Annotated in this window: 17 protein-coding genes; 8 read left to right on the top strand and 9 right to left on the bottom strand. The window is 38.1% G+C overall.

Features of this window, described 5'->3' with window-relative positions; all coding sequences use genetic code 11:
- Positions 1-934 precede the first annotated feature (934 nt).
- On the top strand, positions 935-1,105 hold the full coding sequence (locus tag HMPREF9455_RS21455; RefSeq protein WP_006801114.1) for a hypothetical protein: 171 nt from the start codon (positions 935-937) through the stop codon (positions 1,103-1,105).
- A gap of 11 nt (positions 1,106-1,116) precedes the next feature.
- On the top strand, positions 1,117-1,536 hold the full coding sequence (locus HMPREF9455_RS21600; RefSeq protein WP_006801113.1) for a tetratricopeptide repeat protein: 420 nt from the start codon (positions 1,117-1,119) through the stop codon (positions 1,534-1,536).
- 141 nt (positions 1,537-1,677) lie between these two features.
- Here the strand turns inward: HMPREF9455_RS21600 and HMPREF9455_RS17675 are convergent, their stop codons facing one another.
- Positions 1,678-3,849, bottom strand: a complete 2,172-nt coding sequence (locus HMPREF9455_RS17675) for a helix-turn-helix domain-containing protein (RefSeq protein WP_006801112.1) — start codon at positions 3,847-3,849, stop codon at positions 1,678-1,680.
- A 228-nt stretch (positions 3,850-4,077) separates the two neighbouring features.
- Here HMPREF9455_RS17675 and HMPREF9455_RS17670 point away from each other — a divergent pair, with 228 nt between their 5' ends.
- Positions 4,078-5,127 (top strand): DUF6340 family protein, encoded by a 1,050-nt coding sequence (locus HMPREF9455_RS17670; RefSeq protein WP_044216675.1) that lies wholly within the window; start codon positions 4,078-4,080, stop codon positions 5,125-5,127.
- A 4-nt stretch (positions 5,128-5,131) separates the two neighbouring features.
- Here HMPREF9455_RS17670 and argS read toward each other — a convergent pair whose 3' ends face one another.
- Both argS and HMPREF9455_RS17660 read right to left on the bottom strand, forming a co-directional pair.
- Positions 5,132-6,928 (bottom strand): arginine--tRNA ligase, encoded by a 1,797-nt coding sequence (gene argS / locus HMPREF9455_RS17665; protein ID WP_006801110.1) that lies wholly within the window; start codon positions 6,926-6,928, stop codon positions 5,132-5,134.
- A 506-nt stretch (positions 6,929-7,434) separates the two neighbouring features.
- On the bottom strand, positions 7,435-7,701 hold the full coding sequence (locus tag HMPREF9455_RS17660; protein ID WP_006801109.1) for an HU family DNA-binding protein: 267 nt from the start codon (positions 7,699-7,701) through the stop codon (positions 7,435-7,437).
- Positions 7,702-7,923: 222 nt separating this feature from the next.
- Between HMPREF9455_RS17660 and HMPREF9455_RS17655 the strand changes: the two genes are divergently transcribed.
- The 3 genes from HMPREF9455_RS17655 to HMPREF9455_RS17645 are packed head-to-tail and all read left to right on the top strand — an operon-like array spanning position 7,924 to position 10,679.
- On the top strand, positions 7,924-8,679 hold the full coding sequence (locus tag HMPREF9455_RS17655) for a rhomboid family intramembrane serine protease (protein ID WP_006801108.1): 756 nt from the start codon (positions 7,924-7,926) through the stop codon (positions 8,677-8,679).
- Positions 8,660-9,547 carry a rhomboid family intramembrane serine protease gene (locus HMPREF9455_RS17650; protein ID WP_006801107.1) on the top strand — a complete coding sequence of 296 codons (888 nt, stop codon included), beginning with the start codon at positions 8,660-8,662 and terminating at the stop codon, positions 9,545-9,547. Before HMPREF9455_RS17655 ends, HMPREF9455_RS17650 begins: the two co-directional genes overlap by 20 nt.
- Complete coding sequence (locus tag HMPREF9455_RS17645) at positions 9,531-10,679, top strand: endonuclease/exonuclease/phosphatase family protein (RefSeq protein WP_006801106.1); 1,149 nt, start codon at positions 9,531-9,533, stop codon at positions 10,677-10,679. Before HMPREF9455_RS17650 ends, HMPREF9455_RS17645 begins: the two co-directional genes overlap by 17 nt.
- 20 nt (positions 10,680-10,699) lie before the next feature.
- On the opposite strand, the gene rlmD is transcribed toward HMPREF9455_RS17645, so the two are convergent.
- From rlmD to HMPREF9455_RS17615, 6 genes are all read right to left on the bottom strand, one after another.
- The gene (gene rlmD / locus HMPREF9455_RS17640; protein ID WP_044216657.1) at positions 10,700-12,115 is read right to left on the bottom strand and encodes a 23S rRNA (uracil(1939)-C(5))-methyltransferase RlmD; all 1,416 of its coding nucleotides are present in this window, start codon (positions 12,113-12,115) and stop codon (positions 10,700-10,702) included.
- A 437-nt stretch (positions 12,116-12,552) separates the two neighbouring features.
- A complete protein-coding gene (locus HMPREF9455_RS17635; protein WP_006801104.1) occupies positions 12,553-13,749 on the bottom strand; it encodes a hypothetical protein in 1,197 nt (398 codons plus the stop codon).
- A complete protein-coding gene (locus HMPREF9455_RS17630; RefSeq protein ID WP_006801103.1) occupies positions 13,750-16,359 on the bottom strand; it encodes a DUF2339 domain-containing protein in 2,610 nt (869 codons plus the stop codon).
- Positions 16,360-16,493: 134 nt separating this feature from the next.
- Complete coding sequence (gene lgt / locus HMPREF9455_RS17625) at positions 16,494-17,324, bottom strand: prolipoprotein diacylglyceryl transferase (RefSeq protein WP_006801102.1); 831 nt, start codon at positions 17,322-17,324, stop codon at positions 16,494-16,496.
- A 5-nt stretch (positions 17,325-17,329) separates the two neighbouring features.
- Complete coding sequence (locus tag HMPREF9455_RS17620; protein ID WP_006801101.1) at positions 17,330-17,926, bottom strand: hypothetical protein; 597 nt, start codon at positions 17,924-17,926, stop codon at positions 17,330-17,332.
- Positions 17,927-17,938: 12 nt separating this feature from the next.
- Positions 17,939-18,430 (bottom strand): RNA polymerase sigma factor, encoded by a 492-nt coding sequence (locus tag HMPREF9455_RS17615; RefSeq protein WP_006801100.1) that lies wholly within the window; start codon positions 18,428-18,430, stop codon positions 17,939-17,941.
- A 705-nt stretch (positions 18,431-19,135) separates the two neighbouring features.
- On the opposite strand from HMPREF9455_RS17615, the gene HMPREF9455_RS17610 reads away from it, so the two are divergent.
- Together HMPREF9455_RS17610 and HMPREF9455_RS17605 are read left to right on the top strand one after the other, a co-directional pair.
- Positions 19,136-19,531, top strand: a complete 396-nt coding sequence (locus tag HMPREF9455_RS17610) for a helix-turn-helix domain-containing protein (protein ID WP_006801098.1) — start codon at positions 19,136-19,138, stop codon at positions 19,529-19,531.
- Positions 19,532-19,903: 372 nt separating this feature from the next.
- The gene (locus HMPREF9455_RS17605) at positions 19,904-21,544 is read left to right on the top strand and encodes an endonuclease NucS domain-containing protein (protein WP_006801097.1); all 1,641 of its coding nucleotides are present in this window, start codon (positions 19,904-19,906) and stop codon (positions 21,542-21,544) included.
- Positions 21,545-21,646: the final 102 nt, after the last annotated feature.

Genomic DNA, 21,646 nt, shown 5'->3' with positions numbered 1-21,646 from the left:
GATTGAGTGAGCGAGCCTATAATTACATTTTTTATTTTTATACCACTTTTAATAATAGAAATTATATTATTAATGCGAATCAGTAGTTGAGATTTAATGTCCAATTTTTTTCAGCTCCACTTCGTTGCGCTTAAACGTTCATTTTGGCATTGCCCAAAACGAACCAAAAGGCTAGCGCTTCGTTCCTCGGCGACCCAAAACCGTTTTGACGGCTGAATCAAACAAACGGGCTACCGCCCCGTTTGATTCTACGCCGCCTGCAACGGATTGGGTACCCCGCCTGCGTCACTAATGCGCAAGGGCTGACGCACGTAGGGCTAAAGCCTGAGAAGACACAGTCCTGTCGCCGCATCGCGATAACGGCCTCGTCCCGCATGCGGGGTGCCCAATCTGTAAAGCGGAGGTGTAGGGCAAAATAGGGTAGCTGCTATACACGGCTGATAATCCGGTTAAAGATGACTCCGTATTATTTTGCCCCACCGAAGCTGCGGTTTTGGGTCGCCGGAGGGATGCAGCCTTGATTTTTTGTTTCGTTTTGCATCAAGGCAAAATGAAAAACAAGCAGGCAGGCGCGTTAGAAATAATAGAACAATTTTATACTACAATAATTACTTTAACTACTGATTGGCATTATTAGTTTATTCTTATAATCAGAGAGAAAAAAATAATGTTTTGTTAATACTACAATCAATAATAATGTTTCTCTTTATGGTAGTGACAATTCATTATATCATAAGCCATCCATCTGGAATTGATATATTTAAATTACCTATCTGAATATTAACCCATAAAAAAACACTTCTGTTCCTAACTATGAGATTTTCTCAATAAGCTAATTTATATAAAAACCACTATGCGAAAGAGAAGTTTGATAATATACTTTTGAGATAAAAAATAATTGTTATATTTAAATAGACAAGGAAATAGATAAACTATGAAAGTAAAAAATATTTTTTCTGATTTACAAACAAAGGTCTTTGTTGTTACTAACCAAGATGATGAAAACGAACTTAATTGGATAATTAAACCAACAAATTTCGAATTACTCCCAGAAGAAGAGAACTATTATTTTATCAAAGCTTATCAGTTTTTTCAGACCATATAAAAGATTGTTATTTGGGAATAATAACACCTGAAAGGATAGCTGAAACAGTTGTAATAAAGACAAGTAATGAGCAAATTAAAGTAGAAAATATTTATGATATAAAATATTCAATTGTACCTGCGGTTGCTTCCGAGTGTTTTGGAAATTATGAGTTGTTTTATTCTAAAGATAATTCTAAAATTGGCATTGATGTTCTTAGGGAAGGATTGGCTAAAGCAATAAATAAAAATATTGTAGCTGAAGATCTTGGTTATATTTTACGTGATGAAGGATGCATCACAGGTGCTATCGAAGCTTTTAAAATTAGCGAAAAAAATGGTTCCTCTTCTAATTATATTTATTTAGAACTATCTAAATTATATAAACAGTTGGGACAAATTGAAGAGAGTTTAAAATATGAAGAAAAATTCAGAATTACAGAGATAGAATAAAGCCATCTAATTTTATGAAAAACACCCTCGTTCCGCTCGTCAGAGTTAAAAACCCTTGCTGATGCGGGCTTGTAGTCCGTGTTTTCAATAGAGCAAAAAGGTTTCCTACGCAACACACATGCTACAAACCTGCACAAAGTATTAGCCCTCACCTCCCCTATTATACCTAATATAATTCATCACCGCCTTAATATCGAGATAAGAACACTCTTTGGGCAATCTCTCTTTTATCTCAGATAACGGAGTCTGAGGCGCAATCTCTCTCAATACCGGAAGCATATATTCCATCCTGCTTTCATCGACCAAACGGCTAACGGCTAGCTCTCCTGTAAGGACAAAACCCGCCAGATGACCTTCGATAGTCGTCACAGCCAGATTACGTTCCTTGGAAATCTCTTTCACCGACTTTCCGTCATTGAAGAGGGATAAGGTCAGACGTTGCGAATCACCTTTCTGTGGCCGCTCCTTTTTCTCCGGTTTTGTTTCAGTAATTTCTTCCTTAGGCGACGCTATCTTATTAAAAGACAATCCTTCAGTAAGATTGATGTCACCATAGCGGACAAACTCCAGGCGTTCAAGCAAACGAAGTAACGCTGCATGTATCTCTTTTGCTTTCTTCAGATATTGCTTTACTTTCGATGCGTTTTTAAGACTGTTCAGATGCTCTTCCACAGGCAGTATTATATATTGCTGTACATCTTTATGAAAATACAGGATTCCTTTCTGCACACGCTCCCGCAGATGGTCAATATCAGGATCTGGAGTTGATAATATACGGTTCAGTTCCCTCGTGAAATTCAGGGCTATCTCCTGTTGCTCCACAGCCCTGCTGCACAACCGGGCAATCATCGCCTGCGTTTCTTCCTGTTTCGGTATTTTCTTTTCCGTGGCAAGGTCGTACAAAGAATGCAGGCTGCGTATAAATGGTGTCCAGTCAAAGTATTTCTTTACCTGTTCGGCACAATAGCGGGGCTTTTCCTGAATCAATATCTGACGGAGATATTCCGGGCTTTGCTCTTTATCAGCAAACTCCAAGGCAAAACGGTCGGTGCTTATGCTCTGCGCAGAGATACGCGAAAACAAAACAATCCCCTCCAGAGAGGTGCAACGGCTAAGCGCCACATATACCTGGCCTGCGGCAAAAGCCTGTCCCGCATCTATCACCACCCGGTCGAAGGTAAGCCCCTGGCTTTTGTGGATGGTGATTGCCCATGCAAGGCGTATCGGGTACTGGGTGAATGAACCCAGTTCCTCCTCTTCTATTTCCCCTGATTCCTCATTCAGCTTGTAACGGACATTACGCCATGTTTCGCTTTCGAGTTCCATTTCATCTCCGTTTTCGAAGCGCACCTGTATCTTATCTTCCGTCAAGAGGCAGATCGTAGCCAGTTTTCCGTTATAATACCTGCGTTTCTCTCCTGCGTCATTTTTCACAAACATAACCTGCGCTCCTTCTTTGAGCGTCAGATTAGCTTCTGTCGGGAGGGAATTTTCGGAGAAATCCCCTTTTACTTCACCGTTGAATTTATATTCTTTACCTGCTAATCGTGATAACTCTTCATTATTAATACGGTCGGCTTTATAATTGTGTGTGCAAAGAACAATATAGCGGTTTTCTTCGGGCAGTTTGAATGCGGGATTATACCGCTGGTTGAGCACCTGTAAATCCTGAGATGTGGCGCAATTGTTACGGATACGGTTGAGTATATCGATAAATTGCTGGTCCTGCTGCCTGTATATCGTTTTCAGTTCTATATAAAGAGGCGTGTAATCGGCCAGTACCTGCGCATGGAAAAAGAAAGGGGACGGATAATGATGTTTCAGCAACTCCCATTCCGAAGTTTGCACGACAGGCGGCAACTGGAACATATCCCCGATAAAAAGTATCTGTACCCCGCCAAAGGCCTGCTGGCTGTTCCTGTAGCGGCGCAACATATAATCGATGGCATCGAGCATATCGGCGCGCAACATACTCACCTCGTCTATAATCAGCAGATCGAGTTCACGCAGCATTTCTATTTTAGACTTGCGCAGCTTGAAATGATAGTCCAGTTTCTTCTTTCCTTCAAAGTTGGGAATAAAAGGTTCGAACGGCAATTGAAGCAGGGAATGCAATGTCACTCCTCCGGCATTGATGGCGGCAACACCCGTAGGGGCAGCCACAACGACATTCTTATCTACATTTTGCCGTATATAATGAAGGAATGTAGTTTTACCTGTTCCGGCTTTTCCCGTAAGGAATACACTTTGTGAAGTGTTGCTCACAATATCGGCAGCCAGCCTGAAAACTTCGTTTGCGGAAAGTTCATTCATTTATTTTTATAATTAAGGTCATATACACATTTATTGCTTTCGTATCTGAAACAGCAATAGTTAGTTATGACTAAATAAAGTAGCACTAAATATTTTCTTTTACTTATATTACAAATATAATGCTTATTTTGTACATTTAGGGTCGCAGAGCCATTTGTTATTTTCCGGCATTTATGCCCTGTCGCGATGAAATTGAAAATAAAGAGTTAGCATCAAATGAAACGTATTATGAAGCAGGTATTATCCTCCATTATATTCATATATATATTGAGTTCGTGTACCACAACCAATATTATATCGATAGATATACGGCAACCCGCATTCATATCTTTCCCTCCGGAAGTTACGAATGTAGTTATTGTAGACAACAGCCCGACATTAGACAATGATGAAGAAACCGCCCCCTCCAATAATGGTCCGTCGATTTTATCAATGGATAGTGCCCGCACCATATTTATGAATTCGCTGACTAAGTTTATGAATGAGGAAAAATACTTTAACAAAGTAGAATTATACCCTTATAAAACATACAATGGATCGAACAATGATATAACACTGCTGCCGGCAAGAAAAGTCCAAACCATTTGTCACGAGAAAGATGCGGATGCATTGTTGTCTCTCAATCTATTTGCGATTTCCGCCCAACTGGAAACAGAAAACACAGCATATTTCAGTAATTACAGTATTCTCGGTACAAAGTTGGGAGTTATAATGAGAGCGTACGCCAAAGATGGTGCCCAATATGGCGCCCCGATCGGGCTTGTAGATAGTCTTTTCAGGCAGGAAGCGACTGATTGGAGCAGGATAAAGAACAATGTAGACGAAATCAACAGCCTTGTTACCGAAATGTCGGTAGTGGGCGCGGATAAAATAACCAGCAACTTTATACCTTCGTGGAAGACAAGCCAGCGCTGGTATTATTCGGATAACTCTTCGGAGATGAAACAGGCTGCAAAATATGTGGAACAGGGAAAGTGGCTCGAAGCTGCGGATATCTGGGGTAGTCTCTATGAAGAAAGTAAACCCACAAAAAAAATACGACTGGCATCTAATATAGCTTTAGCAAATGAATGCCTCGATGATGTAGAAAATGCCGTGAAATGGATAAACTCTGCTTTTGAGATGCTACCGGAGAAGAGCCGCTCGGAACTGGCCATCCAGGTAGCCCTTTATAAAGCGGAACTGGAAACGAGGTTAAAAAATATTCCCAAGCTGAATGAACAACTTGGGATAGAGGAAGAACCTCTCGAAGGAGATTCTGATCCTATTTCTGAATAGAGTATTACATCCGGTCGGGAACTTCAATACCTAACAGGGACATACCGCTTTTTACAATTTTACCGACTTCCTGCGAAAGTACCAGACGGAAATCTCTTAATGCAGCATTTTCCTCTTTCAGTATTGTATAATCATGATAGAACTGATTATATTCTTTTACTAATTCATATATATAATTAGCGATTAATGCAGGATTATATTCATCTCCTGCCTGTTTTACAACAGCAGCATATTCGGCCGCGAGTTGTATAAGATTTTCTTCTTTTGGTGTGAGTACAATATCGGTAGGTAAAGATAGCGGAATAGATAATCCCTGGTCACCGGCCTTACGGATCACCGATTGGATACGCGCATAAGTATATTGTATAAACGGCCCTGTATTTCCGTTAAAATCAATAGATTCTTTCGGGTTGAAAGTCATATTCTTTTTAGGATCTACCTTCAGAATAAAATATTTCAATGCTCCCATTCCTACGATACGTGCAATATTGTTTGCCTCGTCTTCTGTAGCGCCATCCAGCTTACCCAACTCTTCAGAAGTTACTTTGGCTGTAGATATCATTTCTTCGACAAGGTCGTCGGCATCCACAACCGTGCCTTCACGCGATTTCATCTTACCTTCGGGAAGTTCCACCATACCATACGAGAAATGCACAAGTCCCTTACCAAATTCGTAGCCCAGCTTATCCAAAACGATGGAAAGTACCTGAAAGTGATAATTCTGCTCGTTGCCGACCACATAGATCATTTCACTCAGGTCTTTATGAGCTTTGAATCGTTGTTGTGCGGTACCTATATCCTGTGTCATATAAACGGAAGTGCCATCGCTACGCAGAAGCAATTTATGATCCAGCCCGTCGGCAGTAAGATCAGCCCATACCGAACCATCTTCTTTCCGGTAGAAAACACCTCTTTTCAATCCATCCAAAACCGTTTCTTTCCCATCCAGATAAGTTTCCGATTCGTAATATATTTCATTAAAGTCTACTCCCAGTTTCTTATATGTTTCATCAAAACCAGCATATACCCATGAATTCATCATTTTCCATAAGTAAACCGTATCGGTGTCTCCGGCTTCCCACCTGCGAAGCATTTCGCGGGCTTCGCCCATCAGCTTGGACTGGGCTTCCGCTTCTTCTTTCGGCAAGCCACCTTCTTGCAATTCTGCCAGCTCGGCTTTATAATGCCTGTCGAACAATACATAATAGTCACCGACCAAATGGTCTCCTTTCTTACCGCTCGATTCGGGGGTCTCTCCATTTCCCCATTTCTGCCAGGCCAACATGGATTTGCAGATATGAATACCACGGTCGTTTACTATATTGGTTTTTAGTACTCTTTTACCATTTGCTTTTAACACTTCGGATAAAGCAAAGCCAAGCAGATTGTTACGCACATGACCCAAGTGCAATGGTTTATTGGTATTTGGTGAAGAATATTCTACCATAACCAACGGGGCGTCTGCTTTAATCTCTTGAATCCCGTAATTCGCAACAGAACGTACAGAATTAAGCTCCTGTAACCAACAAGCTCCTGATATAGTCAGGTTCAGAAAGCCCTTAATCACATTAAAGCTTTCTACTTCAGAAGTATTTGCAACAAGCCACTCCCCTATTTCCCGCGCGGTTTGCTCGGGTCCTTTCTTTGACATTTTCACAAAAGGGAAAACGACAAGGGTAAGATGACCTTCAAATTCTTTTTTCGTCTTTTGTAATGAGGCCTGCCCGGACGATATCGTCTGTCCGTATAGGGTTTCAATTCCCTTTATTACGTTTTCCTGCAACCTGGCTTCAATCTTCATTATATTAATTATTTATTATTTTCATTATTAAGTTTGCAAAATTATAAAAAACTATCTATAAAGCTTATAAAAGCAGAGAAGTTTTATCTATAGGGTAAGAGCCGGTAGCCTTTAGCTGTTAGCTCTTTGAAATATTGAAATAAGTAGTAAGTTTTAAGTAATAAGTTGAAAAAGTGTAACCTTTGTTACTTTCTGGGGAACTGTTACCTTTTTGCGTCTTAGAGTCTTTGCGAGAAATTTTTAACCACGGAGAACCAACGGTCGGCGGAGCCAAAAAGGAGTCCACGGAGTTTTTAGAAGAAAAAGTGACAATAAAAATTGTGTGAAAAGTCGTCAGGTTTGTCAGGTTTTGTACATAAGCTATCGGCTAACAGCTATCAGCTAATAGCTAAAAATGTGTTACCTTTGTTACTTTTTCTTATTCCAAAAGTAATGATAGGTCTAAAGAAAAAGCAGAGAAAGAAATCCTTCTCTGCTCTTTATCTTTTAGAAATGTAATAGTTAAATTACAATGCAGCTAAATCAGCACCAGCTTTAAATTTAACAGTTTTCTTAGCAGGGATGTTGATAACCGCTTTAGTTCTTGGGTTAATGCCTTTTCTAGCAGCTTTTTGAGTTACAGAGAATGTTCCGAAACCAACTAGGGCAACTTTTCCACCTGCTTTAACTTCTCCTGTTACTGATTCGATAAAAGCTTCCAGAGCTTTTTTAGAATCTACTTTGCTCAAGCCTGATTTTTCAGCAATAGCATTGATAAGTTCTGTCTTGTTCATAATAAATTTTGTAATGATTAATTAAACATTATATAACTGAAATTACGTTTTACTCTATTTCTGTTTCTAGCTCTCAAATATAAGTGTTTTATTTAATAATCATAAAAAAAAACGGAAAAACTCATGCTAAATTGCAAAATATCTAAATGTAGATACCATTTTAGAATGAAAAAGAAAAAATATAAGTACTTTTGGGCTTGAAAAAACAATTTTTAAGGAAAAATGATGAATCAGAATAGTGCAGGCTTTATGAGTTCCATTCCGGTTGTAACACGGAATTTGCTTATCATAAATGTATTAGCGTATTTTGCGACTGTGATGCTGAAAGATATAGTGAACCTGAATAATTATTTGTCGCTTCATTACATCACCTCATCCCTCTTTATGCCTCACCAAATCATAACATATATGTTTATGCACGGTGGCATTAGCCATTTGTTCTTCAATATGTTTGCCGTATTTATGTTCGGACGTGTATTGGAAACAGTATGGGGGCCTAAGAAATTCTTTGTGTATTATATAATTACAGGGATAGGAGCTGCAGCACTGCAAATATTAGTTACTTATCTCAGGATCAAAGGAATTGAAGAAAGTTTATCTCCCGATATAGTATCGCAAGTACAGGCCGGAGCTACGAGTGTTATGGCAAATGTAAGTGATCACGAGGCAATACAGAATTTATTTGCACTTATCAATACTCCAATGCTGGGTGCATCAGGCGCTGTTTTTGGAATACTGGTTGCATTTGGAATGTTATTCCCTAATGCGGAACTTATGCTCCTCTTCCCACCGATACCAATCAAAGCAAAGTGGTTTGTTATCGGATATGGTGTTATTGAGCTTTCATTAGGCGTAGTGGATAGAGTCGGAGATAATGTGGCGCACTTTGCCCATCTTGGAGGGCTTATAACAGGTCTTATCATATTGCTTTATTGGCGTAAAAAAGGATTTACTACAAATGGGAATATTTTCGGATAATATAAAACCTATACTTAAGCGAAAAGATGTATTGATACGGCTGATCGTCATCAATGTATGTGTTTTCCTTATATTGATAGCAGTTAACATTACCAAGCTCTTCAATATAGATATCACTGATTTCGTTATCAGTTATATAGCCATACCGGCACAGTTGGAGTTATTGAAGACGCATTTCTGGACGCCATTAACATATATGTTTGTACATGAGAACTTTTTTCATATATTGTTCAATATGTTAATGCTGTATTGGTTCGGACAGATATTTCTTTCATATTTCAACGCTAAAAGTCTTGGTAGTCTGTATATACTCGGGGGATTGGCTGGAGCAGCCCTTTTTGTGCTGACATTCAACATAATCCCAATGTTTGTACTAATGAATGGCGCCCCGATGATCGGAGCATCAGCTTCGGTAATGGCAATTATATTTGCGGTTGCATTTTACCGGCCTAATACCGAAATAGGACTGCTTTTTCTGGGACGGATAAAAATCATCTATATAGCTCTGGTTATCTTCGTCCTTGATTTTATCGGACTTACCAGCACCAGTAATCCCGGTGGCCATATAGCCCACATTGGCGGTGCTTTAATGGGATATATATATGCGAAGCAATATCTGAGAGGAAAAGATATTACCCGTTGGATAAACAAAATAATGGATTCTATCGTTAATTTAACGAAACCTAAGTCGAAGAGAGATCCCAAGATGAAGGTTAAATTCAAAAATCAGGCGGACTATGAATATAATCAGCGGAAATATAACGAATCGGAAGAAATAGACCGTATTCTGGACAAGCTCAAGGCTTCAGGCTATAATAGCCTTAGTTCAGCCGAAAAAAAACGATTATTCGATGCCAGTAACAAGTAAGCTCTTAGGAAAGAAGATAGGCAAAGTCATCAAGTATAGTATCTTTGCTACCAATATTATAGCAATTATATTATTGCTGCTATCATTACTGGCATGGTCGGTAGTCCCCTCTAAGGTGACCTTAATCGCTTACTTAGGGTTAATATTCCCTATCCTGCTATTTATCAATATCGCTTATCTCATTCTTTGGACTGTCTTCTTCCGTTGGAAGTATGCTTTAATACAGTTGGTTGTGATTCTTGCCTGCTGGCAGCCTATATCGACTTGCTTCCCTGTGCATATGGAGACCAAAGAAAAAGATATACCCGCAAACAAGATAAAGGTACTCACTTATAATGTAAGGGGATTCAACTGGCTGACAGGAGAAAAGGCTCAGAATAACCCTATCTTCGAATATGTAACTCAGTGTAATGCCGACATTGTTTGCTTTCAGGAGTTCGCCGTAGCAGCTAAGAAGGGTAAAGGTAGTATCATTTCATTACAGGAGTTGAATGAGATAATGAAAGATTATCCGTACCGCTCTATTATTGAACTGGGGAAACCAAGGAAGACTAAACGATCCTATATCTATGGTATCGCCTGCTATTCAAAATTCCCGATTACGGAATCAATAAAGATACCGATTCAAAGTTCTTACAACGGATCGGTTATACACAAACTGGAAATAGACCGCCGCACCGTCACTCTCGTTGTGAACCATCTGGAATCGAACAGGCTAACTACGGAAGACAAAAAGCTCTATAAAGACTTCCTCAAAACAAGGGACAGGGAATCCTTTGATGAGATGGCCAATACTCTCCAGGACAGACTGGGTGCAGCATATCAAATACGCGAATCACAAGTAAACCTTATCAGAAGTTTTATGGATAAGCAAGATGCTAAAGCAACGATCGTCTGCGGAGACTTTAACGATACTCCTATCTCCTACGCTTATCACACGATGAAGGGCGATCTGGTCGATTCATATGCCAATTCGGGGTTTGGACAAGGGATTACCTACCATGAAAACTACTTCTGGGTGAGGATAGACTTTATATTACATTCGCGAGCTTTTGAATCCTATAATTGTACAGTAGATAAGGTCAAGTATTCCGATCACTACCCAGTGTGGACATATCTTGCCTTTAAATAATGCTTCAGGCGCTGGTCGTATTATCGTTTTTCTAACAGGACCACGTTCTCTACATGATGTGTATGAGGAAACATATCTACCGGCTGAACTTTCGTAACTTTATATTTCTCATCCAATAAAGACAGATCCCGTGCCTGAGTCGCAGGATTACAGCTTACATACACAATCCGTTGAGGCTCGGCAAAGAGTATAGACTTGATAACATCGTCATGCATACCCGCGCGTGGAGGGTCTGTGATAATTACATCCGGACGGCCATGCTCATTAATGAAGTCCTGAGTAAGTATATCCTTCATATCCCCGGCATAGAATAGCGTATTATCGATTTTGTTATTCATAGAATTGAACCGGGCATCTTCAATGGCATCTTCCACATATTCTATTCCGACTACCTTTTTTGACTGGCGCGCCACAAAGTTAGCAATCGTGCCTGTTCCCGTGTATAAGTCATACACAAGTTCATCTCCATTCAGCCGGGCAAAGTCACTGGCCACTTTATATAAATTATATGCCTGCTCACTGTTTGTCTGGTAAAATGACTTCGGTCCAATCTTGAATTTAAGGCCCTCCATCTCTTCGTAAATAAAGTCATTTCCTTTCCATGTCAGCACTTCCTGATCAGTAATCGTGTCGTTTGCCTTTTGGTTGACAATATACAACAGGGCTGTAATCTGAGGAAACTTATCTGCAATAGCTTTCAGTAAATCTTCCTGCTGTTGTTTTTCATCATCGTAGAATACTACGATAACCATCAATTCGCCGGTAGTAGAGGTACGGATAATCAGGTTGCGCATCAGCCCGCCCCTATTCCGCAAATCGAAAAAGGTATATCCTTTTTCATGGCAATACTGGCGGATAAAGTTCCGTATCTGGTTCGAAACATCATCTTGCAACCAGCATTTATTGATATCCAATACTTTGTCAAACATCCCCGGAATATGAAAGCCCAGCCCGTCCATATTCATATCGGCAAAGTTTTCTCCCGAACGTAATTGCTCCAAAGTCAGCCACTTTTTATTTGAGAAAGTATATTCCAGCTTGTTCCGGTAAAACTCTGTCTTTTGCGAACCTAATATCGGTTGAATTTCAGGCAAATCTACTTTTCCTATACGGGTAAGGTTGTCAGTTACCTGCTTCTGCTTGAATTTCAACTGTTCCGCATATGGCAGTATCTGCCATTTACATCCTCCACAGATACCGAAATGTTCACAAAACGCCTCTGCACGGTCAGGAGAATATGTAACAAACCTGACAGGTTTACCCTCTGCATACTTATTTTTTTTCCGGGTAATCTGCAAATCGATTACATCGCCCGGTACTACATAAGGTATAAACACAACCATATCATCTACTTTGGCTATGGCTTTGCCTTCAGCAGCTATATCCACAATCTGCACATTCTCTATCAGAGGAAGTTCTTTTTTCTTTCGGCTCATTGACGTTTCTTTAGTTTCGGAAATGGATGCAAAGATAGGGAAATAGTTAGGAATTATAAATAATGAGTGGTAAGTAATAAATGTAAAAAGTAACAAAGGTAACACATTTTTAGCTATTAGCTGATAGCCGATAGCTTATGTACAAAACCTGACAAACCTGACGACTTTTCACACAATTTTTATTGTCACTTTTTCTTCTAAAAACTCCATGCTACTCCTTTTTGGCTCCGACCGTTGGTTCTCCGTGGTTAAAAATAAAAGGTAACAACCAACGGTCACAGGAGCGAAGCGTATGTAAAGGTTACAGTCTTTTCACTTATTTGCTAATATGCTAATTCGCAAATTTGCCAATCACTACTTCAAAGAGCTCTAAACTATCAGTCAAATGCTAACAGTTCTTTCTATAGATAAAGTAATTCTCATTATATCCCTCCCGGCTACTTCTTTTTCATTTCCCTGATCATCTTTACACAGATGAACAGGAGAAATAAGCCTATAATAACAATTACTCCCCAGAGAAATACAGGTTTTTCTATCCATGAAAGCTCCCTGACCTGCTCAGTATTTTTAACAACTATACTTTGCAGATTATTGGTCTTGATGACAGGAAGGTCAGCCAGAATATCGTTCTGAAAGTATTCAATATCGTATTTAGGGGGCGTCTTATCCTTTGACCCTACCCTAACAATATAACTTTGTCCTTCTTCCAGGTATGCACATACATAGCGGTTAAGACCATAAGCCTTCACGGAATCTACTTTGAGAGGCGGATTATTGTGATTCTCTATTGCAATAGAAGTATTACGGCTAAACAAGAAACTGTTTATAAAGAAGGTATTATTTCCTTTTGAGGAGAGGTCAAATGTAACACGGCTGTGAGATATGGAGTCCGACATTACAGCATGGCGAAAGAAATAAGCCTTATTGTTTATACCTATCTCCAACTTACTTATACGATATGTATCCTGAGAATTCGGAAAAGTTATATATGTTTTTTTGTCGGAGACACTATCCTTTTGAAAAAAGTATCCCAACTGCAATTCTGTAAATTGAGCGTATATATTGGAGTTTTTTATCTTTCCCACTTTAAGGACTTCCAACGGGCTGTTCTGGTTGTTTTCTAGTGTTATCTCATAATACCTGTAATTTCCTTTCGGAAAGTCCAGAATCAGCACCTCGTCTGCATCGCCGAAGCCCGACACACTCGTCTTTTGCCTAACAATATACCATTGCTTCAAATCGTTACTTCCGCGTAAAGATGCATACTTACTCACATCTGCTTTGCGGACAATAATGTAGAAACGGTTTATATCTTCTTTTTCCTGATTGTCTATTGTAACAATATTCAGGCTATCTTTTACCTGATTCTGCTTCAGATTATAATTCTCGAACCGGCTTATCTCCCGTATGGGATTTACAGAACGCAGGAAATAGGGAACTTCGTTGTTTTTACTATCCAGTATTTTCAGATCGGACAAATCGCTATCCAAAGACTGCGCTATTATTCCTTGTCCGAGTTGGATGTTGTAATATCCACTAACCTCTACAGGCTGAATCTCCTCCGTCCAGACTGACTGGGCAAAGACTCCCGGAGATAATAATAAAGACAGGATTATAAATAAATATAGTTTCATTTACTCTTCTTTTTTAGACTGTTCTTCGATAATATCTTCTGCCGGACTATCGTCCTTAACCAGTGTTTTTATCTTCTGCTGAAGGAATGATACCAGCAACAGGATAACTCCCAGCATGATGAACGAAACAATACGTCCGGCCTGCGACATATGCCACACATCGTATGCATAGAATTTAATAATAATCACCCCAAAGAAAATCAATGATATTTTCCGCAACAATACTTCCTTACGATTCAGCCCCCAGATCATAAGTATCATAGCAATGACACCCCACAGGATAGGATACCCGAATGTATGCACATCATATAATAAACTATCATAGTTGTCAATATTCCCCAACAGCAGGATCACAATATTATCCACCTCTATACTTAGTATAGCAACCGACATGACAACCAGACACCAGCATAGGGGGGCAAACCAGTCTTCTGATATTTTTTTTACATTTCTCGCTAACAGATATGTGATATATACGATAGCCGGCAAAGAAATCAGATGAATCAGAAAATGATTGGTACTATATGCGTTAAGGACAAATATATCGAATCGTAAATCTATAGCCAGATAGGTATATACAAACGAGTAAAGAAGAATAGAGAAAAACAGTAAGACGAAAATATGCGCCTTTGCAACCAGTTGTTTTCTATAGACAAGCCCCAAAACGGCAACATACACAGTCGTATAAGTAGCTAAAGCCAGATAACGGAAACTGGATACTATATCGGTGTCTGTAAAACGTTCCAATTGATAGTTCAACTCGAGAAAAGGGACAAAGAATGTGAGGACAATTACAATAAAGTCAAAAGCCTTGGCAACAGCACTGATCGAAATAGTCTCAAATCCGCCTATCTCTATATCCGAATCTGCATCCTCCCTTCTCAACAGCAACATATTGATCACAAAACTGGCAATCACAACCACTCCCGTAATAAATATCCTATTGACAAAGAAAGGCAAAGCATCATCATACCTGTAATTATAATTGATATCCATCGCATACGAAATAAGCACCAGTACAGCTATAACAATAAAGCCCAACCGGAATACCTTTATGTGCGACATTTGCCACAACCATAATAGTAAAACAGCTTCAGCTGCCCAGAACATCGTAATCACATGCCCATGCATCTGCATTGGTATGGCAAGGCTGACAAAGGTCATCACTACGGCTATAATCAGATAAATAAGATTACGGTCGACCTTGCTCTTACGGAACAGTGTCAGCATTACTATGGCATTAACTGCGGCAATGGCAATAGTTACAAGTCCCCTGACATCATATTCATAACGGTCGAATATATACAGGCATGCAAGGAACGCAGACAGGTTATTGGTCAGTATCAAAAATGCCTGATAGGCCGTGATCTTATCTTTCGATTTGAAATGGTCGAAAAGGGCCAGTACATAGAATTGGATAAAGAACAGAACCGTGAACACAGTAGCCCATACAAACTGATCCTTGAAATCACTTAACGTCCATGCCCAGAAAAATGAAAGAGTGAGCACGTAACTGATAATACCTATTATCCGCCACTTCTTCACAAAGGATACGGCCAGCATACCCGTATTCAGGATAAGTATATATGAAAACAGAACGATATAATTTCCTGTCCCCGTACTCACCATCAATGGTGACGCAAATCCACCCAACAGGGAGAATATAGCGAGTTCCTTCCTGTCGTAGTACAAGGAAAGAATAACAGAAAATATAGTAATGGCAATCAGCAAGCCAAAGGCGACAGACTGGCTGAATAGTTCATACTCCCTGAATGCGAGTGTAATCGTTATATAAAATACAGAGATACCTCCACCCACCAATATGGACGAGAATACATGGTATTTCGATTTCAGCTTATGAGCGATGCCGATAAGGACACCACCTGTGAGAATACCGATCCCCACACGGCCGACTTCATTTATCCATTCCTTGTCGATAGCGTATTTCACAAAGAAGCCTATACCCAATACCAGCGTAACTATACCGACCTTACTCAGCCAGTTTTCGCCAAGTAATCTTTCTATAAAGTTTTTATCCGGATCATCATCGTCCTCGTCATCATTCTGCTGAACAGGAGCCGTGCGATATCTCGGTAGTATTTCCTCAATTATGGGTTCCGATCTCTTGCTACGGTTAAATGCGGCAAAAGGTGGAGGTGTTTCTTCTGACTCTTTCTGTTCCGGCTCCGGAGACATCTCCTGTCCGGATTCTTCATTTATTAAATTTCCGGTCTGAGCCATTACCGGGATATCCTCTGTCACAGGGGCTTTTACTTCTTCTTCAATTTCTTTATGAATATCTTCAATGACCGGTTCTTCTTTTGCCACAAGCTCATTTTCCAATTTAGTATCCGACAGGGGTGAAACCACACCCGGTGTAAAGCCCGTTTTAACTTTAAGATCATCCATCGCATTCAGTATATCTTTTGCATCATCTCTCGAAGCAGTATGATTATGAAGATCCGTCATGCGTTTATTGAGGTTATTCATATCAGTGTTCAAATAGTCAATATTCTTATTTATAGTGCCTATTTTAGCCAGTATGATAATCGGGACTATGAATATACCGACAATAAGTATAATCAAAAGAAATATAAGGAATCCTTCCATAAAGCGTATGTTGTGTTATCAATAATTTCATAAAAATACGGGTTAAATCGAACAATCGGTTCTTTTTACATAAAATTATGAAAAATGGTTTATAAAAACATTGGGATAAATCGAAAAGAAAAAGCCACCTTTAGTCAGGATATTCCCTTATGTGTTTTATGTTTTAGTATTATAATCACAATGCCGCCAATAAAGAAAGGAATACTCAGATATTGTCCCATATCGAAAAGCATTCCGCTCTCAAAGTCTTCCTGCACCTCTTTATAAAACTCCACAAAAAAACGGAAAGAGAAAATAAGGATTAAAGCTAAACCAAATAAAAATCCGGCTTGAAAGTTCTCCTGCTTTCGGGTATACAAGTAATACAGGACAATAAAAATAGCTAAATATGCTATTGCTTCATATAATTGTGCCGGATGGCGGGAAAGATTATCCACCCTGCTGAAAACGACACCCCATGGCATATTAGTCGGATATCCTACAATCTCGGAGTTAAAGAAATTGCCCAGACGTATGAACATTCCGGCCAATGGAGCTACCAATGCCAGCTGGTCGAGGATGCCCCATACCCGAACTTTATAACGATACGAATATATTCCGATTGCTATAACGATACCGATTGCCCCTCCGTGGCTGGCTAGTCCGGCATAACCAGTAAATATAAAATCGCCATATTCATCTTTCCCGAAAGGCAACAGCATCTCCAATGGGTGGGTCAGGAAATAAACAGGGTCATAGAACAGGCAATGCCCCAGGCGGGCTCCGATAAGCGTACCGAAAAAGATGTAGATAAGCAGGCTTAGCAATTTTTCGTGCGGGATATTCTCTTTCTCGTATATTACTTTCAACACACAAAAACCGCTGGCGAAAGCTAATATCCAGCATAAGCTGTAATATCTGAACTGGATAGGCCCGGCTTTGAACAAAACGGGATCGATGTCCCATATAATATTTAATATATTCATAGTTGTTATTCGTTATCCTCCTCCAGTTCTTTCAGTTCCTCAAGGCTTTTGAGTATCGAGCCTATATTCTTATCATAAATTTTCTTATATTGCCAATATGCTATAACGGCGACTATTAAGAAAACAGCGATAATAGCCACCCATCTCCACATCTCCACGTTTTTTGTAAAATACGGAGACAATATAAATAGAGCCATCAGAGGTATGATAGAGAAAGATATTATCTTTTCCCATTTTATCTGAATATTGAACCGCTGCATCAGCCTGATATTGGCTCTTACTGACTTGGAAAAATCTATTTTCAGCAAAATATATACTTTCCTTAGCTGAAAAAAGATACCCACAACAGCATATCCTATTATAAAATACATAAAGATTATCTGTATCGGATAGAAGTTCTCGTGTGCAAGCATAAATATAAGAAAGGGGATACCCAGTATAGTAAGCACTATTCCCAGAAACTCAAAGTTGACAAGCCTGCTCAGAGCTTTGTTGGATTTGGCTTGTAGCATTTCCTTCAGGATATTCTCTTTCAGCAATTCCTGTTTCCTGAGCCGTTCATCCAGGGATAGCCATGTATTTTTTAATTCGTTCAGTTCCATAATTCTTGATGCTTAAAGATTCGACAACCGTTTCAGCTTCTCTTTAGTCCGTTTCAACTTTGTGCCTACATTACTCACTGTCAACCCCGTAATATCTGCTATTTCCTGATACGACTTCTCTTCGAGATAAAGCAAGACAATGGCGCGCTCGATGGTATTCAACTGATGAATCAACCTGTACATCTCCTTAATTTGTTCACTTATATTCTCCGGCGCAGTAAGAGAGTCTTCCAGTACAGAGACTGGCGTACCTTTTGGCCTGCGCATATCTTTCCGCATACCCGAGATACAGGTATTCAAAGCAATGCGATATATCCACGTAGAGACTGTACTTTCATTTCTGAAACGGGGATAGGCCGTCCAGAGATTACAAACGACCTCCTGATACAGATCGGTCATCGGAAATTCATCGGATATATAAAAAGAGCAAACCTTATAGATAATCCGCTCATTATTATGAACCATTTCTATAAATGCTTTTTCCAAATCAATATTAATATCCATCAATCAATTTGCTTTTTATATGTTAGTCGGCAAGTAAAGAAGAAAATGACAAATTACAGCATTTTTCACTATTTTCATTGAATAGGATTATCAAACGGCAACTTATCAGACAGTGAGAACCCGTTAATTTTCAAAGAAATTCGCAAGTTGAGAGTTGCAGTTGATGTAAATTATCCTATATAAGCAAAAAAAGATGCCCCCGACTAGTGTTTCGGGAGCATCAGGGAAAGGCAACAGCCATAACTTACTTATTGACATCTGTTTTAAGTTTGTGTATAGTCGAAAAGTAATGTTTAATTATAATCATATCATTCTATCTCTTTACCAAATAACTCTATATCGCTTGGGACATTATACAGAGAGTAAATTATGTATAGCCAGCAAAGGGTGTAAACTGTAAAAATTATGAGATATGGCATTCTATAGTCTGAGATAAATCTGTAAAGTGCATGCCATTGTATTTATCGGTTACCGTATGGCAAGGCTCAGGAATGTTTAATAAATAGATTTGAATAGTTGTGAGTTTGTTGGCTGTCTCTCCCATATGTAGATATTAAAAGATATAAGGCAAAGTTCTTACTTTAATACTGTGTATTATATCCATACAGGAAGTAAATAATCTGATTTTGTGAGTAAAAAACTTATTGATTATGTTTATTTTTGTACTTTTGAGAATTATACAATTTAACATTCACAGTATAAAATATGGAAACAACTTTCGAAACAAAGAAAAGCGATTACGGATATAATGCTAAACGCCTGAGAGAAATACTGGGCGTAAAACAAGAAGAATTAGCCGAGCGCATAGGCGTATCTCAACAAACTGTTTCCAGATTTGAATCGACTCCACAACTGGATGATGAAACTTTAGATAAAATTGCTGCTGCTCTTAATATTTCTGTTGATGCCATAAAAAACTTCAGTGAGGATGCTGCTATCAATTTTGTTGCAAACACATTCCACGACAGTACAGTTGCCAATACTTATCATCAATGCTCATTTAATCCGCTTGACAAAGTAATAGAGTTGTATGAACGAATGCTCAAGACAGAACAGGAAAAAGTACAGCTATTACAGGAAGTATTGAAAGACAAAAAATAAGACTAAGAATAATATATTAAGATACCCTTTGCTTTTTCAGAGGGTATTTTTGTTTATATATAATACAAATATTGGTATTGAAGAAATAGCTAACATATTGAGTTTCCCGTTAAAAGAAGTAGAAAAGATTCAGAAAAAGAAGTAGTTATATATCCAATCTATAATACAAGCTCATATATTATGAGCTTTTTTATTTATCGAATTAAATTAAAAGTTATATCTATTTTTTGAATTTTCGTTTATTGATGAGGGATAGGTTTATTGATGAGGGATAGAAAGACCTTTAATATATATCTAAAAATAGATTAAATAAAAAAAGGTTATTAATATTTTTTATTTGTAGTTTTGAGAAAACCTATAGTATAATATATTATGAAGGAAAGTGAAATTAGAGACTTATTGGTTCAAGACCTTAGTATACTGAATAATAATTACCAATTTTTAGAGAAAGAAAAATATTTACCAAGTGAGATAGGCACTCGTAGTTTCATTGATATTTTGGCTCATGATAGAAATGGTAAATATATTGTCATCGAACTTAAAAAATCTAACGCTACAGCAAGAGAAGCTATACACGAATTATTTAAATATTTAGAGGCTGTAAAAGAAAATCTTGCTATAAAAACAGATGAGATAGAATTGGTTATAGTTTCCACTGAGTGGGATGAATTACTCGTTCCTTTCTCTTCTTTTGTTTCCAATGTTGATCTAAAAGTTGAAGGTTTCAAATTATGCATATCTGATGAGAATAATTTGTCTGCAAGAAAAATAGAAAAAGCAGCAACTAATGAAGACCGAATATTAAGTGCTCATCAGATGGCAAGATATTATATATCGGAACAATCCCTTCAAAAAGGTATTAAAGAGCATTGTGATTTCTTTTTAAATCGTAACGTTGAAAGTTTTGTTCTTATTATCCTTAAAGCTCCTAAGGGTTATCGAGAAATGACACTTAATTCAATTAAGGAATTTGCGATTAATAATTTTGGAAATTATGATATAACCGCTACTTATGAAAAATCAATGCCTGACTACAAATACATGATATATTCCACAAATCAATTACTTTCATTAGAAAAATACTATGATATACTTTCACAATATTCAGAATTGGAAGAATCTATTGATGAGATTCTAAATGATGATGAGGCGAGTTCACTTGATAAGATGGAGCAACTAAACGGGTTACTAATCGAAACAGAACCTTTTCCACATGCAGATTCCGTTGAAATTGGAAAGCCCGCTAAATATGATTTATTCAAAGAAGTTCAAGGATGGGAATTGATTGAGATAAAAAAATATGGGTCATTATCTAAAAATATAATTCTTTCAGATAATCAGATTGAAGAAGAAATATTGGGTGCAGACGGAACAACTGGAGAAAGGTTTAAATCTAAGATTGATTTCTCAAATAAAGCTAACATTCATAGATTGAGACGTCAAATTGGAAATTGTTTATCTGATAATATTGTTTGGAAAAATCATATATTCAATATATTAGATATTCTTCAAAACAAAAATATTAAAGATGCAAAATGTTCTATTTACAACCCTATGAATATAATCTACTCTATATACTTAGCTCTATCAAGACCAGATGGAATCTTATACATACCATCTTATCAAATTGAAGTTGAATTAGAATATGAGAAGAGAATGTATATTGGATATTTAGATGGTAAGATAAAAGATATTCCATTAAAGCAAGTATTTGCAAAATGGGATTACGATATGGATGAATTTATGTATTCATTATCATGGGGTGGATATGATAAAAATAATTTAGAAATATGTGATTTTGTTGGTTTAAGTTATAATACAATGCTAATCACTGTATCCAAGGGACAAGAAATGACCTTTTATAAATATAAGGATTACAAGTTTTCCAAAATGAATTACTTCAATCACTTTGAATCATTATATCAGAAATTAGATGAAAGTAAATTATTAGTACCTGAGATATTAACTTTTTTTGAAGAGCATAGCATGGGGAACGGAATGATTCAATTTTAAAGAATACTTTAAATAAAAAAGAGACTAAAACAGACGTTTAGTCCTCGTTTTAGTCCCTTTATTTCATAATCATCTGATAGTCAAACGATATTGCGGAAGCGG

The organism is Dysgonomonas gadei ATCC BAA-286 (assembly GCF_000213555.1).
GTDB lineage: Bacteria > Bacteroidota > Bacteroidia > Bacteroidales > Dysgonomonadaceae > Dysgonomonas > Dysgonomonas gadei.
Note: the sequence above shows the minus strand (reverse complement) of the source record. Positions and strands in the feature narration are given on the sequence as shown.